Raw genomic sequence first — 14,022 nt, 5'->3', positions numbered from 1 at the left:
GCGGCGGCAGATCCGCTCACCCGCCGGTCAGGCCATGGGCAGCAGCTCGCGGGTGGGGCCGTACGCGGTGAGGCGCCCGCCGTGGAGCAGGTGGACGGTGTCGGTGTAGGCGGTGACCAGGTGCAGTTCGTGGGAGACGAGCACGATCGTCATCCGCTGTTCCCCGTTCAGCCGGTCCAGGAGGTCCATCACGGACGTCGCCGTATCGGGGTCCAGCGCCGAGGTGATCTCGTCGCACAGCAGGACGTCGGGCCCGGTGGCCAGGGCGCGGGCGATGGAGACGCGCTGGCGCTGACCGCCCGAGAGTTCCCCCGGACGGCGGTCCCGGAAGTCGGCGGGGAGGCCCACCTGCTGGAGGAGTTCCTCGATCCGCGCGGCCCGGCCGGCCGCCGTGAGCCCGGTGTGCAGGCGCAGCGGGCGTTCCAGTTGGTGGCGGACGGTACGCGAGGGGTTCAGCGCGTCCAGGGGGTTCTGGGGGACGAGCTGGATGCGGCGCTGATGGGCACGGGGCCGTTTGCGGGCCGCCGGGGCGAGTTGCTCGCCGTCGAGGGTGAGGGCGGCGGAGTCGGCGCGGTGCAGTCCGGCCAGGACCCGGAGCAGAGTGGTTTTGCCGGAGCCGGAGGGGCCCACGATCGCGGTGCGGCTGCCGGGCGGCGCGGTGAAGTCGACTCCGGCCAGGGCCCGGCTGACCCGGCCCCGGTCGCGGAAGGCGACGTGGACGGCGCGGGCGGCGATTCCGTCGGCGGGCGCAGCCGTCCGCCGGTCGCCGGCGCCCGGCCCGGGGCCATGGCCGGGGCCGACGCCGCGGGGCGGGCGCGGCCGGGGTACGGCCGGTGCACCGAGCCGGACCGTGTGGTCCGCGCAGGCGGCGACGAGCTCCGGGTCGTGGCACGCCATCACGACGGCCAAGTCGTGGTGTGCCGCGAGGTGGCGCAGCAGGCCGGCCATCTCGTCGCGCAGCGCCGCGTCGAGGCCGGCGGTGGGCTCGTCCAGCAGCAGCAGCTCCGGGGTGCGGGCCAGCGCGCGGGCGAGGGCGACGCGGCGCTGCTGCCCGCCGGACAGGGCGGTGGGGCGCCGGTCGGGCAGGCCCTCGTCGACGGGAAGCCGGACTTCTCGCAGCAGTTCGCAGACGGTCTGCCGGTCGAGGCGGCGGGGAGCCGTCTCGGCCACGAGGTCGCGCACCCTCATCCGTGGATTGAGGGCGGATCCCGGGTCCTGGCCGACGTAGGCGAGGCGGGTGCGGCGCAGCAGACGCAGTTCCTCGGCGGCCAGCGCCGTCGGGTCGTGCCCGAGGACGGCGAGCGTGCCCGCGGTGACACAGGCGCCGTCGGGGAGGTGTCCGGTCAGCGCCCGCAGCAGGGTGGTCTTTCCGGAACCCGAGGCGCCGGTCAGGGCGGTGATCCGGCCGGGGGCGGCCGCGAGGGTCGCGGGCCGCAGCAGGACCGGCCCGCCGGGGATGCGGATTTCGAGCCCGGTGACGGCGGCGGACGGCGGAGGGGATCCGGCAGCGCCACCGGTCCCGGCACTGGCGGCGGACGGCCGTGCGGGGGTGTTCACGAGGTGGTGACCGCCTTGTCTGCGGAGCGGGGCGTGAGGGAGGCGCAGGCGAGGTTGACGCTCACGGCGAGCGCCGCGACGGCCAGGCTCGGGGCGATGACGGCCCAGGGGTTGAGCAGGATGCCGGGGGCGTTCTCCCGGATCATCAGGGCCCAGTCCGCGGCCGGCGGCCGGGGGCCGATCTGGAGGAACGCGGCCATGGAGATGACGTAGACGCCTTCGACGAAGCGCAGGCCGAACAGGGCGGCGACCGTGGAGCGGAGGTTGGGCAGGATTTCCCGCAGCGCGACGTGGCGCAGGCTCTCCCCGCGGGCGAGGGCGGCTTCCACGTATCCGGCACCGGCCAGCGGGGCGGCCGCCGCGGCGACGATGCGTACCGCGTAGGGGATGCCCAGAACGACGGCGGCGCCCGTGACGGCCCAGCGGCCTCCGCCGGGCCAGGCGAGGGCGATCAGCATGATGCCCAGGACGGGCGGCAGCAGGATCGCGACGTCCGCGGTGCGTTCCACGGCGCGGCCGAGGAGGGGGTGCAGGACGGCGAAGCAGCCGACGACCACGCCGGCCAGGGTCACCAGTACGGCGACGAGGGCGGCGCTGCCGATCAGTACCGTGCCGCCGTGCAGCAGCCGGGACAGGACGTCGCGGCCGAGCTGGTCGCCGCCGAGCGGGCCGCCGTCGCCGGCGGCCGCGTACGGGGCGACCACGGGGGCGTCCAGGGGATGGGCGGCGAACAGGGGCCCGGCCAGCGCGAGGGCGCTCAGCACCAGGGCGGGGACGAGGGCGGCCCGTCGGCGGGTCCCGGTCCGGGCCGGTGGGCCTTTGCGGGTGCCGGCGGTCACGGGCGGTCTCCCAGGGTGCGGGCGCGTACGAGGTCGGCGGCGAGCAGGACGAGGCTGATGGCGGCGCCGGCGCAGACGACGACGCCGGCGATGAGCGGGGTGTCGCGGGCGGCGACGGCGGCGGCCAGGACGCTGCCGATTCCGGGGTGGTTGAAGAGGGTCTCCACGACCACGGCCCCGCCGAGGAGCATGCCGGTGGAGGTGGCGGTGCCGGTGGCGATCGCGGGGACCGCACCGGGCAGGGCGTGGCGCAGGACGACCCGGTGGACGGGCAGGCCGTCGAGAAGGGCGGCCTCGACGTGGGGCGTGCGAGCCTGGTCGGCCAGGGATCCCCGCACGATACGGGTGTTCCAGCCGGTCTGCGGGATCACCAGGGCCAGCACGGGCATGATCAGCATCGTCCAGTCGGCGGGCGCGCCGTCCACGCCGGTCAGGGTGACGGCCGGCAGCCAGCCGGTCCACAGCGAAAGCACCAGGAGCAGTCCGACCGCGACGACGAACTCGGGGACGGCGAACGCCGCCGTCGAGGTGTGGCCGATGATCCGGTCGGCGGGTCCGCCGGGACGGGCGGCGGCCCAGCAGCCGAGGGCCAGGGAGGCGACCACGGTCAGGGCGAAGGCGGTCGCCCCCAGGACGAGGGTGTTGGGGAAGGCATCGGCGAGCAGACCGGTGACCTTCTGCCCGCGGGCCGAGGTGCCGAGATCGCCGGTGGGAAGAGCCGTCATCCAGTCCAGGAAGCGCTCCCACACGGGCCGGTCCAGACCCAGCACGTGGCGCCGCGCCTCGACGTCGGCCGCGCTGTCCCCGCGTTCGGAGCTCGCGCTCGCCGCGTCGCCCGGCAGCAGTTCCACGGCCGCGAAGACCAGGGCCAGCAGGGCGGCCAGCATCAGGACGCGGCGCGCGAGGGCGCCGACGACACGCGTCGCGACGGCCGGGCCGCGGGGCTGCGCCGTGACCCTGACCGCGGCTGCGGCCGTCCCCCCGGCCGCGGGGACGGCCCCCGTGCTTTCGGCCTCGTGACTCAAGCCAGCCACACGTTCTCGAGCCGGACCCGGCCGTAGCCGGCGAGCTTGGGCAGGTTCCGCACCGTCGCGGCCGCGAGGTCGATGCCGTCGGCCATGCCCCACAGCAGGTAGCCGGACCTGTCGAACTCGATCCGCTGGAGTTCCTTCAGCGCCGCGGCGCGCTGCTGCTCGTCCGCCGTGCCGATGACCTTGCGGTAGGAGGCGTCGAAGTCCGCGTCCGCCCAGCCGGCCTCGTTCTGCCCCGCCTCGCTGACCATGGTCTTGGAGGCGAAGAACACCACGGAGTCGTTGGTGCCCCAGTACGTGGTGTAGAGGTCGCCCGCCTTCCAGGTCTTGTCCCAGAACGCACCCGACTCCTGCTTGACCACGTTGACCTTGATCCCGGCCTCGCGGGCCTGGTTGGCGAACAGGGTGGCGGATTCGGCCAGGCCGGCGATGTCCTCGGTGGTCATGAGGTCGTAGGTCCTGGAGAGGTCGAAGTTCGCCTCGGCCAGCAGCTTCTTGGCCCTTTCCAGGTCCCTCCCGCGCTGCGGGATGTCCTTGGCGAGGTGGGGGTCGCCGGTGCCCATGATGTCGTTCGCGACGGTTCCGTAGCCGGAGAGGACCTGCTTGACCATGGCATCCCGGTCGACGACCAGGCGCAAAGCCTCCCGCACGCGCGGGTCGGCGAAGGGGCTGCCGCTCGCGGTGCGCATCACGATCGGCATCGCCATGTCGTCGGGGCGGCGCAGGACCTGGATGTCCTTGCGGGTCTGCGCGGTACGGGCGGCGACCGCACCGGCGTTGGAGGCGACGTCGATCTGGCCGACCAGCAGGGCGTTGGCCATGGCCTGGGGGGTTTCGAACATGGTCACCTCGATGGCGTCGAGGTGGACCGTGCCGCCGTACCACTTTTCGTTGCGGACCAGGCGGGCGTTGCCGCCCCGGTACCAGTCGAGCCTGAACGGGCCGGTGCCCGGGGCCTTCTCCAGGTCCTTGTCAGCGGTGTCCTTCTTCAGGACGAACGTCGTCAGGCGGGTCAGCAGCGGGAGTTCGGCGTTGGCGTAGTCGGACACCAGGACGACCGTGCCGGTCCCCTCGGCCGTGATGCCCTCGGCCTTGATGCCGGGCAGGCGTGCTGCGCCGGAGGGTGTGGCGCGCAGGCGGCGCAGCGACCACACCACGTCGTCGGCCGTGACCGGGCTGCCGTCGTGGAAGGCCGCGCCCTTGGCGATCTTGAACTTCCAGGTCTTCAGGTCGGCCGACGCCTCCCACGAGGCCGCGAGGCGGGGGACGGTGTTCGGCTTGGCACCGGGCACGGTGAGGGTGTCGTAGACGAGGGCGAGCACGAGGTAGTCGCTCTCGTTGCTCTGCGTGCCGTGCGGGTCCCGCGTGATGGCTCCGGCCCTGCCCAGGGCGCCGATACGGAGCGTGCCGCCTCGCTTGGGCCCGCCCGCGCCGTCGGCGGCAGCGGGCTCGGACGAGGTACCGGAATCACTTCCCGAGCAAGCCGCCAGCACGGCGGCCGCGCCCATCGCCCCGCCGGCCCACAGCACTTGGCGCCTGTTGAAGTCCACGTACGTCCTCGATCCGCGTTCAGAGCGACTGGGTGTGCTTAGGTTTGCCTACCCTAATGAGAACCACTCCCGCAAGCCGTACGGGGCACATGAAACGCATGTCCGAATCTCGGCCGCTGCCGTCGACCGGTTCCCAACTCCCCCACTTCAGCGGTGATTTGCTGCGACACCTCACCAGCCCCTGCCGAGCCACCCCTTCGACCACGTGACCGGTAAGTAAGGTTTGGCTTACCTAAGTTTGCTGCTAGCGTTCGAGCCGTTCGCCGCTGGACGCAGCTCAACGCCGCCCGTAATGGCGGCCGCCGAGCCCTGCCCTGACCTCCCGTCCCCGCGCCCCTCGGCCACTCCTGACGAACCGGCACACCCGGCCGATTCCCCAGCCCTCCACGGAAACGGAACTCCTTGCCATGAGCACGGCAGCCGCCCCCGTACGCCAGCTCGACGCCACGACCGTGGCCGAACTGCGCGAGGCCGCGCAAAAGATCCTCGACGAGTTCGGCACCTCCGCCACCTCACCGGAGCTCATGGAACGGGTCGCCCGCACCGCCGGGCAGCTCGGCGACACCCTCAAGCACCAGTGCCGGCCCGTCGACACCGCCGACGGCCTGTTCGTGCTGCGCGGTCTGCCCGTCGACGACGAGGCCGTCGGCCCTACCCCGTCGGGCTGGGCCGACGCCGGGGACAGCGGCGCCGTGTACGACATCGCACTCCTGCTCCTGGCCACCGTGATGGGTCGTCCCATCGCCTGGGAGGGCCAGCAGGACGGCCGCTTCGTCCACAACATCGTCCCCGCCCCGGGTCACGAGACGCAGCAGACCGGCGCCTCCAGCACCGTGCTGCTCAGCCCCCACACCGAGGACGCCTTCCACCCCGGCCGCGCCCACCTGCTGATGCTCGCCTGCATGCGCAACCGCGACGACATCGCCACCACCGCCGCGAGCGTCCGCAGGATCCGGCTGGCCGACGGCGACGTCGACCTGCTCACGCGGCCCGTCCTGCCGATCCTGCCCGACGACGCGTACGCCGAGGCCCAGGGCTTCGCCGAGCAGCCCCCGCCGCCGGTCCCCGCCCTGTACGCCGCCGAGGACGGCATGACCCTGCGCTTCGACCCGGCCTACACCCCGCTGGACGACGCCGACGCCGACTACCGCGCCGCGTACGGGCGCCTGTCCGACGAGCTCGGCCGCGTCTCGGTCCCGGTCTCCCTGAGCCCCGGCGAGATCCTGGTCGTCGACAACGACCTCGTCGTCCACGGGCGCGTCCCGTTCCGGGCCCGCTACGACGGCACCGACCGCTGGCTCAAGCGCGCCTCCGTCCGTGTCCCCGGGCGCCGTACCCGCCCTGCGGCCGAAGCCGGAGAGCACGGCTACGGCCAGGCCGCCCTCGAAGCGCACACCGGCCCAACCCCCGCCACCCGCACCGGAGGAGCACTCTCATGACCGACTCCGACACCGGCACCGCCATCCGCGCCGCCGCCACCCCGCCCCCCGGCGACGACACCCGCCTGCGGATATTCTCCACCTCCGACCTCGCCGGGATCGACATATCCCTGGCCGACGTGGTGGACACGGTGGAGGGCGCCTACCTCACACTCCACGCCGGCCGGTCCGACAACCCCCGCAAACTGACCGTCAAGCCGCAGGACGGGCACTCGGTCTCGTACGCCATGCTCGGCCGCGACGGCACCCGCAACGTCGTCGCCGTCAAGACCTCGTACAAGCACGGCCTCGACAAGGGCCGCGAGGAGCAGCACTACTACACCTCGCTGACGCTGTACGACGACGTCACCGGCCTGCCGGTCGCGATGATGGACTGCTCCCGCATCGGCTCCCTGCGCACCCCCGCGGTCTCCGCCCTGCTGGCCCGCGCGTGCGCGGCGCCCGGTGCCCGCAGCGCCCTGGTCATCGGCACCGGCACCCAGGGCCGCCTCGCCCTGCCGTTCCTGCTCACCACCCTCCCCGGGCTCGACCGCCTGATGCTCTTCGGCACCCGCCCCGAGGGCATCGCGGCCGTCGGCGAACAGCTGCGCACCCACTTCCCCGACCGGGACGTCGAGCTCGTCACCGGCCTGCGGGCGGCCGCCGCCGACGCGGACGTCATCGTCGCCACCGCGGGCGCGCACACACCCGCCGCCGTCGAAGCCGACTGGCTGAAGCCCGGAGCCCTGTGCGTCCTGGTCGGCCACGGTCTCGCCCCGTCCACGTTGCACCAGGCCGACCGGGTCATCGCCACGAGCGAGGCGCAGATGAACGTCACCGGTACCGACATGGCCGACGCGGACGGCGAACTGCCCGCCGTCGACGCCGAGTTCCCGGCCGTGCTCGCCGGGACCGCGGCCGGCCGCCACAGCGCGCAGGAACGCGTCTTCGCGTACAACAGCGGTCTCGTCGTCACCGACATCGCCCTCGGGCACCGCTTCGCACAGCTCGCCCTCGCCCGGAACCTGGGCACGGAGGTGCCGCTGTGGCAGTGACCGCCGCCGGCTGGCCCACCGTGCCGGTCCTGCCCGACCCCGCGGCCGATGCGGTACTGGCGAGCGGGCTGCTGCCGGAGCTGTCCTACGCGTTCGGCGGCCCCTTCCACTTCCTGCTGCCCGATGCCTTCGACCGGAACCTCGGGGCCATGCACGACGCCCTCGCGGCAGCCGGGGTCGACGGCTTCGTCCACTTCGCGAAGAAGGCGAACAAGGCCGCCGTCTTCGTCGAACGGGCCGTCGCGGGCAACGCCGGAGTGGACGTCGCCTCCGCGGCGGAGCTGCGCGAGGCGCTCGGCCACGGAGTACGCGGCGAGCACCTCGTGGTGACAGGACCGGCGAAGGACCCGGCGCTGCTGCACCTGGCCGCACAGCACGGTGCACTCGTCGCCGTGGACTCCCTCGACGAACTCGACGCACTCGTCGCCGCTCCCCCGGCCCTCGGCGGCCGCGTCCGGCACGTCCGGATCCTGTTGCGCTGCCTGCCGAACACCCAGCCCAACAGCCGCTTCGGACTCTCCGGAAGCGAACTCGCCACCGCCCTGGAGCGCTGCGTCCGGGCCGGGGACGCAGTGCGGATGGAGGGGTTCAGCTTCCATCTGTCCGGCTACGCGATCCAGCCCCGTGCCGATCTGACCGCCGACCTGGTGGACCTGTGCCTCAAGGCCCGCGTCCTGGGCCTGGAGGCGGGCCGCATCAGCATCGGCGGCGGCCTGCCGGTCAGTTACACGGACGCCGAGAGCTGGCACACCTTCCTGGCCGGGCAGAACCGCGGCCACTACCACGCGGGGAAGGCGTTCCACGCGGGCGACTTCTACCCCTACCACTCCCCCGTCGCCGGCGCCGACGCGCTGGCCACCCTGCTGGCCACCCGGCCCGAGGGCCGGGACCGGACGGTGGCCGCGATCCTCAAGGACGCGGGCGTCCAGCTGCTCCTCGAACCCGGGCGGGCGCTCCTGCACCAGGCGGGGGCAACGGTCTTCCGGATCCAGGGCGTCAAGGAACGCGACGGGTACAGCCTCCTGACCGTGGACGGGACCAGCCTGAGCCTGTCCGAGCAGTGGTTCAACAGCGAGTACCTGCCCGACCCGGTCCTCCTTTCCCGGGACCCCGGCCGGGACCACGGCCACGACCCGGAGCCGGGGCCGGAGCCGGAGCCGGAGCCCGGGCCTCATCGCCGGCTCGCGGGCCTGTTCCCGGCGAGCGTCGGAGCCGCCACCTGCCTGGAGTCCGACATGCCCACCTGGCGGAAGATCGCCTTCCACCGGCGGCCGCGTACCGGCGACCTCCTCGTCTACCCCAACACGGCCGGCTACCAGATGGACTCCAACGAGTCCCCGTTCCACGATCTGCCGCTCCCGCCCAAGGTCGTCATCGACCGCATCGCGGGCGACCGTCCGCGCTGGCGCCTGGACCGCCACTTCACCTGAGCAGCACGCCCGTACGCCATGCCCACCTCCCCCACCGACTTACCGGAGTTGACGATGCCCGGAGCCCTCCAGCGGCCCGCCGTGGTCTCCCGCGTGTCCGACCTCATCGGCAGCACCCCCCTGATGGAACTGGCCGCCACCGCGACCGGCAGCCGCCTCCTGCTCAAACTGGAGATGTTCAACCCCACCGGCAGCGCGAAGATCCGGATGGCACGGCAGATGGTCACGGCCGCCGAGGAGAGCGGCGAGCTGCGCCCCGGGGGAAGGATCATCGAGTCCACCTCCGGGAACACCGGTCTCGGCCTCGCCGTCATCGCCGCCGAACGCGGTTACGCCTTCACCGCCGTCGTCGACGGCCACGCCTGCGCCGACAAACTGCGCGGCATGAAGGCGCTGGGCACCGAGCTCGTGCAGCTCACCGACGACGGCACCGGGGAACTGGCCACCGCGGCCCGCGAGGAGCTTGCCGAGGACATGGCCCGCGGCCAGGACAACACCGTCTTCACCGAGCAGCACAACAACCCCGCCAACGGTGTGGGCTACTTCCCCGTCGCCCACGAGCTCGTCGAAGCGCTCGATGGGAAGATCGACGTGCTGATCGCCGCCGTCGGCACCGGCGGGGCCCTGTGCGGCACGGCCCGGGAGCTGGGCCGGCTCATCGACGGGTTCCGTGTCATAGGTGTCGAACCCGAGGGATCCATCGCCTTCGGCGGACCGGCCCACGACTACCACCAGTCCGGCACCGGCACGCCCGAAGGCGCCGAGATCGGCGCCCTCGTCGACTTCGACCTCATCGACGAGGGCGTCAAGGTCGGCGACGTGGAGGCGTTCGCGACCTGCCGCGCGGTGGCCCGTACCGGCCTGCTCATCGGGGGATCCGCCGGCGGCGTCGTGTACGAGGCACTGAACCGCCTCGGCTCACTGCCGCCGGGGAGCACCATGGTCGCGCTCGTCAACGACGGCGGCGAGAAGTACATGGACACCGTCTACGACGACGCGTGGATGAGCGAACACCACTTGCTGAGCGCCGACACCGAGCGGGAAATCGATGAACTCCTCACCAAGCTCCGCAGGAACCGCTGAACCCGTGGTGAACACCCTCCTGCGCGACAGTCGTTCGCTGGCCACCCTGGCCGTCCCGCTCGTCCTGACCCAGCTCGCCCAGGTGGCGCTCAGCACCACCGACACGGTGATGACGGGCCTGCTGGGAACCACCGAGCTCGCCGCCGGCGGCCTGGCCGTCGTCATCTTCAACCAGCTGCGCACCATGGGCGTCGGACTGGTCACCTCCGTGGGCAACCGGATAGCCGCCGCGGCCGCCCGCGCCGAACAGCAGCCGGACGAGGACGAGGACAAGGACACGGGCAATCACGGGGAGGTCCGGGCGATCGTCCGGGCGAGCCTGGCCGTGGCCACCCTCGCGGGCGCCGCGGGCGCCGTCCTGATGGTCCTCATCGGCCAGGCCCTGTCCCGGCTGGGCCAGGACGCGGCCGTCGTCGGCCTCGCCCGGACCATGCTGTACGCGCTCGCCCCCGGACTGCTCCCCTGTCTGTGGTTCCAGGCGGTCCGGCAGTTCACCGTGGGCATGCGCCGCCCCCAGGCCCTGCTCCGGATCACCATCACCTCGATCGCCGTCAACGCGGGCCTGAACTGGGTCCTCATCCACGGCACCTTGGGGCTGCCCCGCCTCGGCCTGAGCGGGGTCGGGATCGCCACGTCGGCCGTCCACCTGCTGTCCTTCCTCGCCCTCTACTTCTCGGCGCGCAGGGACCGAGAACTGGCTCCCCTGCTCTCCCTGAACATCGCCAAGGCCGACCCGCGGGTGATCAGGGACCTGGTCGGGCTCGGCGTGCCGATCGCGGCGACGTACGGATCCGAGGCGGGCTTCTTCTCCCTCACGGCGCTGATGGCCGGTTCCTTCGGGCCCGACGCGCTCGCCGCCCACACCGCGGTCAACCAGCTCGTCTACATCGTCTTCCAGGTCGCCGTCGGCCTGTCCCACGCCGCCTCGATCAACGTCAGCCGCGAGCTCGCCCTCGGCCACCACGACGACGCCCGCCGCATCAAGAACACGGCCCTCGCCTGCGCCGCCGCCGTCATGGCCGTCGTCGGCGTCCTCTACGTCACGATCCCCGGGCTCGTCCTGGCGCCGTTCCTCGACTCCGGCACCGGCCAGGCCCTCGCCCTCGCCACCCACCTGCTGGTCGTCACCGCGTTCCTGCAGTTCTTCGACTGCGCCCAGAACATCGGGGTCGGGCTGCTGCGCGGGCTCGACGACACCAAGGGCGGCTTCCGCATCACGCTGGTCGGCTACTGGGGCGTGGGCCTGCCCGCCGCGTGGCTGCTCGCGTACCCGCTCGGCCTCGACACCCTCGGCATCTGGCTCGGCCTCCTCACCGGCCTCGCGACGACGGCCGCCCTGCTCCTGCGCCGCTACACCCGCTCCCTCGGCCGCCGGGCAGCCGCGGCAGACCTCCCGGCGACTGCCTGACGCCGGGCCCATGACGCCGAGGGCGCCGGTGTCGCCGGTGTCGCAGGTGCCGACCCCACCCGGCCGCATCGGGCAGGGCTCTACCCGATGGTGACCACGCGGGCCCAGGCGGGCGGTGTGTCCGGTACGTAGTCGGGATCGTTCTCGTCCCAGGACCCTCCGGCGCCGGGCCGGGAGAACAGGCCGATCACCGTCCGGCACGGCGGTCGGGTGGCCGGCCAGGCCGTCTGCCCGTCGGTCAGGACCACGATGACGTCGGGCCGGGCGCCCGCCCGCAGTGCCGTGGCGAAGCCCGTGCGCAGATCCGTTCCCCCGCCGCCCAGCAGCGGTATCCCCTCGGCACGGCACAGCAGGTGCGCCAGCCGGGCCGCGGCGTCGCACGGCACCACGGTGACCAGGTCCCGGCGGCCGCCCACGGCACGGGAGATCGCGGCGACTTCGAGCAGCGCGCTGCCCAGTTCGGCGTCGCTGACCGACGCGGAGGTGTCGATGACCACGCAGACCCGGGGCGGCCTGCGCCGCAGACTCGGCAGCACGGCGCCGGGCACGGAGGCCGAGCGGCGTGCCGGGCGGCCGTACGAATAGTCCTCGCCCGCACCGGAACCGGAGGTGGCCGAGCGGACCGCCGCTCCCAGCAGTTCACGCCACGGCTGCGGCGGGTGGAACGCCTCTTCCGCCCACCGCTTCCACCCCTTCGGGGCGCTGCCCGGACGGCCGGTGATGCCCTGCGCCACCCGGAAGCGCACCGCGTCCCGTTCCTGCTCGCTGAGGCCGTGCGCACCGTCCTCCCCGAGGTCCCATTCCCGTTGCAGCCCGTCGGCACCGCTGCCGCAGTCCAGCCAGGCCATGTGCTGCACATGCGCTCCGAGCCCGAACTGGCCCAGGTAATCCTCCATGAGCTGCCCCTCGGCCAGCCCGACGGAGGCCGGCTCGACAGCGCCTTCGGGCCGGACCAGCCCGTCGCCGAACACGTCGTCGTTGATCTCGAAGTCCGCCGCGATGTTCATCCGCAGCCGTTCCCCAGGACCGTGGAGCCCGCGCTCGCGGGCGACCCGGTCGCCGCGCCCGTGGTGGTCGCGCAGCAGGTGCGACACCTCGTGCACCCACACCCCGGCCAGTTCCTCCACCGGGGTCCGGTCCACGAACGACGGTGAGACGTAGCACCGCCAGTGCCGGTCGACGGCCATCGTCGGCACCCTGCGCGACTCCACGACGTGCAGGGCGAACAGTGCCGTCGCCAAGTAGGGCCGCACCCGGACGGCGTGCAGCCGGGCGGCGTACAGCTTGTCGAGGTCCAGTGCCCCGGCTGCTTCCCCGCTCATCGGCCGCCCCCGGTGGCGGCGGCCCGGGCCGTCGCGCGGTCCGCCCGCCGGGACAGGGCCACGGCGCCGGCGAGCCGCTCGATCTCCGCCGGTACGTCCCACTCCTCGCGGCGCAGCGAGGCGAGCGCGGTCGCGGGCATGACCACCAGGTCCGGGGCTCCGGTCTCCAGCGCCCGGACCAGGAGCGCCCACGCCGCGTCCCAGCGGGCCCTCTCGGGACGCTTGCGCACCGCCTCCACGACGCCGTCGAGCACGGCTTGGCGCAGATCCCCGCGCTCGGGCAGGACCGCACCCGCCGGATCGGTGAGGAGCACCTCCGGGTCGGGGAGGTCCATCCGGTCCAGGCTCGCCAGCAGTTCCAGCCCGGGACCGTCCCCCACCGTGCCCCTGACCAGCAGGGAGAGCACCTCCCGGGAGGAGCCGGCCGCGGTCGCGAAGGCGATCAGGTGCAGGGTCATCTCCCAGCTCCGGGGCGACGGCCAGGGGCCGCCGCGGCGGGTTTCACCGCTGGGCAGCCGGTGTACGAGTCCGGGGCGGGCGGCAAGGAGCCCGCACACCGCGCGGCGGGCGAAGTCCACGGCCTGCGGCAGCATCGACGGGTCGAGCCGTGGCAGTGTCGCCCGGGGCCACGTACCGCCGAGGCCGCGTACCACGACGTCGTGGTCGTGGGTCCACTGGAGATGGACGAACCGGTTGGCCAGCGGCGGGCTCAGCTCCCAGCCGTCGGCCGCCGAGGACCGCGGGTTGGCGGCGGCCACGATCCGGACCCCGGGCGGCAGTCGGAGAGCGCCGATCCGCCGTTCGAGCACGAGGCGGAGCAGGGCGGCTTGAACGGCCGGCGGCGCGGTGGACAGCTCGTCCAGGAACAACAGGCCCCGGCCGGCTCGTACGAGTCGTACGGCCCAGTCCGGCGGGGCCATCGGAACGCCTTGCTCCGCGGGGTCGTCACCGATGACGGGCAGGCCCGAGAAGTCGGACGGCTCGTGCACGCTGGCGATCACGGTGGTCAGCGGCAGGTCCAGGGAGGCCGCGAGCTGTGTCAGCGCCGCGGTCTTGCCGATGCCCGGTTCGCCCCACAGCAGTACGGGCAGGTCGGCGGCGACGGCCAGGGTCAGGGCCTCCAGTTGGGTGTCGGTGCGCGGTTCCGTGGTTGCGTCGCGCAGCAGGGCCAGCAGCGCGCCGGCGATGTCGAGCTCACCGGCGTGGGACGGTTCGGCGGGTACGGCAGGTTCGGCAGGGGTGTCGGTCATGGCGAACGGGGCGTGTGCGGGCATGTCTGATCACCTGTCGGTTCGTGGTGGGTGGAGCGGGCGGAGGAGGGAGGGGCCG

General features: G+C 73.4%; 11 protein-coding genes. 5 read left to right on the top strand and 6 right to left on the bottom strand.

The annotated features are described in order from the left end of the window. Positions 1 to 27: 27 nt before the first annotated feature. The 4 genes from ABTY04_RS31975 to ABTY04_RS31960 all read right to left on the bottom strand — a co-directional run bounded on the left by ABTY04_RS31975 (position 28) and on the right by ABTY04_RS31960 (position 4,977). Positions 28 to 1,557, bottom strand: a complete 1,530-nt coding sequence (locus tag ABTY04_RS31975; RefSeq protein ID WP_352216925.1) for an ABC transporter ATP-binding protein — start codon at positions 1,555 to 1,557, stop codon at positions 28 to 30. Next, the gene (locus ABTY04_RS31970; protein WP_352216924.1) at positions 1,554 to 2,396 is read right to left on the bottom strand and encodes an ABC transporter permease; all 843 of its coding nucleotides are present in this window, start codon (positions 2,394 to 2,396) and stop codon (positions 1,554 to 1,556) included. Before ABTY04_RS31970 ends, ABTY04_RS31975 begins: the two co-directional genes overlap by 4 nt. Then, positions 2,393 to 3,283, bottom strand: a complete 891-nt coding sequence (locus ABTY04_RS31965; RefSeq protein ID WP_352216944.1) for an ABC transporter permease — start codon at positions 3,281 to 3,283, stop codon at positions 2,393 to 2,395. The genes ABTY04_RS31970 and ABTY04_RS31965 overlap by 4 nt, the downstream gene beginning before the upstream one ends. A gap of 134 nt (positions 3,284 to 3,417) precedes the next feature. After that, positions 3,418 to 4,977: an ABC transporter substrate-binding protein gene (locus ABTY04_RS31960; protein ID WP_352216923.1), complete on the bottom strand. Its 1,560-nt coding sequence runs from the start codon at positions 4,975 to 4,977 to the stop codon at positions 3,418 to 3,420. A gap of 407 nt (positions 4,978 to 5,384) precedes the next feature. On the opposite strand from ABTY04_RS31960, the gene ABTY04_RS31955 reads away from it, so the two are divergent. From ABTY04_RS31955 to ABTY04_RS31935, 5 genes are read left to right on the top strand one after another with little or no spacing between them, the layout of a single operon-like run. After that, complete coding sequence (locus tag ABTY04_RS31955; protein WP_352216922.1) at positions 5,385 to 6,416, top strand: TauD/TfdA family dioxygenase; 1,032 nt, start codon at positions 5,385 to 5,387, stop codon at positions 6,414 to 6,416. Continuing rightward, positions 6,413 to 7,450 (top strand): ornithine cyclodeaminase family protein, encoded by a 1,038-nt coding sequence (locus ABTY04_RS31950; protein WP_352216921.1) that lies wholly within the window; start codon positions 6,413 to 6,415, stop codon positions 7,448 to 7,450. The genes ABTY04_RS31955 and ABTY04_RS31950 overlap by 4 nt, the downstream gene beginning before the upstream one ends. Next, the gene (locus ABTY04_RS31945) at positions 7,441 to 8,880 is read left to right on the top strand and encodes an alanine racemase (protein WP_352216920.1); all 1,440 of its coding nucleotides are present in this window, start codon (positions 7,441 to 7,443) and stop codon (positions 8,878 to 8,880) included. The genes ABTY04_RS31950 and ABTY04_RS31945 overlap by 10 nt, the downstream gene beginning before the upstream one ends. A gap of 54 nt (positions 8,881 to 8,934) precedes the next feature. Next, positions 8,935 to 9,963: a cysteine synthase family protein gene (locus ABTY04_RS31940; RefSeq protein ID WP_352216919.1), complete on the top strand. Its 1,029-nt coding sequence runs from the start codon at positions 8,935 to 8,937 to the stop codon at positions 9,961 to 9,963. A 4-nt stretch (positions 9,964 to 9,967) separates the two neighbouring features. After that, positions 9,968 to 11,371: an MATE family efflux transporter gene (locus ABTY04_RS31935; RefSeq protein ID WP_352216918.1), complete on the top strand. Its 1,404-nt coding sequence runs from the start codon at positions 9,968 to 9,970 to the stop codon at positions 11,369 to 11,371. 80 nt (positions 11,372 to 11,451) lie between these two features. Here the strand turns inward: ABTY04_RS31935 and ABTY04_RS31930 are convergent, their stop codons facing one another. Further along, the gene (locus ABTY04_RS31930) at positions 11,452 to 12,693 is read right to left on the bottom strand and encodes a vWA domain-containing protein (RefSeq protein ID WP_352216917.1); all 1,242 of its coding nucleotides are present in this window, start codon (positions 12,691 to 12,693) and stop codon (positions 11,452 to 11,454) included. After that, positions 12,690 to 13,967, bottom strand: coding sequence for an AAA family ATPase (locus ABTY04_RS31925; RefSeq protein ID WP_502996758.1), 1,278 nt, complete (start codon positions 13,965 to 13,967; stop codon positions 12,690 to 12,692). Before ABTY04_RS31925 ends, ABTY04_RS31930 begins: the two co-directional genes overlap by 4 nt. Positions 13,968 to 14,022 lie beyond the last annotated feature (55 nt).

Source organism: Streptomyces sp. NPDC097981, assembly GCF_040302565.1.
In the GTDB taxonomy this organism is placed as follows: domain Bacteria; phylum Actinomycetota; class Actinomycetes; order Streptomycetales; family Streptomycetaceae; genus Streptomyces.
This window is presented reverse-complemented; position numbering and strand designations above follow the sequence as displayed.

Bases quoted from the DNA above. Each gene is read 5' to 3' on its own strand.
- ABTY04_RS31965 (WP_352216944.1), bottom strand. From the start codon at position 3,283: ATGCTGGCCGCCCTGCTGGCCCTGGTCTTCGCGGCCGTGGAACTGCTG.
- ABTY04_RS31955 (WP_352216922.1), top strand. From the start codon at position 5,385: ATGAGCACGGCAGCCGCCCCCGTACGCCAGCTCGACGCCACGACCGTG.
- ABTY04_RS31950 (WP_352216921.1), top strand. From the start codon at position 6,413: ATGACCGACTCCGACACCGGCACCGCCATCCGCGCCGCCGCCACCCCG.
- ABTY04_RS31940 (WP_352216919.1), top strand. From the start codon at position 8,935: ATGCCCGGAGCCCTCCAGCGGCCCGCCGTGGTCTCCCGCGTGTCCGAC.
- ABTY04_RS31930 (WP_352216917.1), bottom strand. From the start codon at position 12,693: ATGAGCGGGGAAGCAGCCGGGGCACTGGACCTCGACAAGCTGTACGCC.
- ABTY04_RS31925 (WP_502996758.1), bottom strand. From the start codon at position 13,967: ATGCCCGCACACGCCCCGTTCGCCATGACCGACACCCCTGCCGAACCT.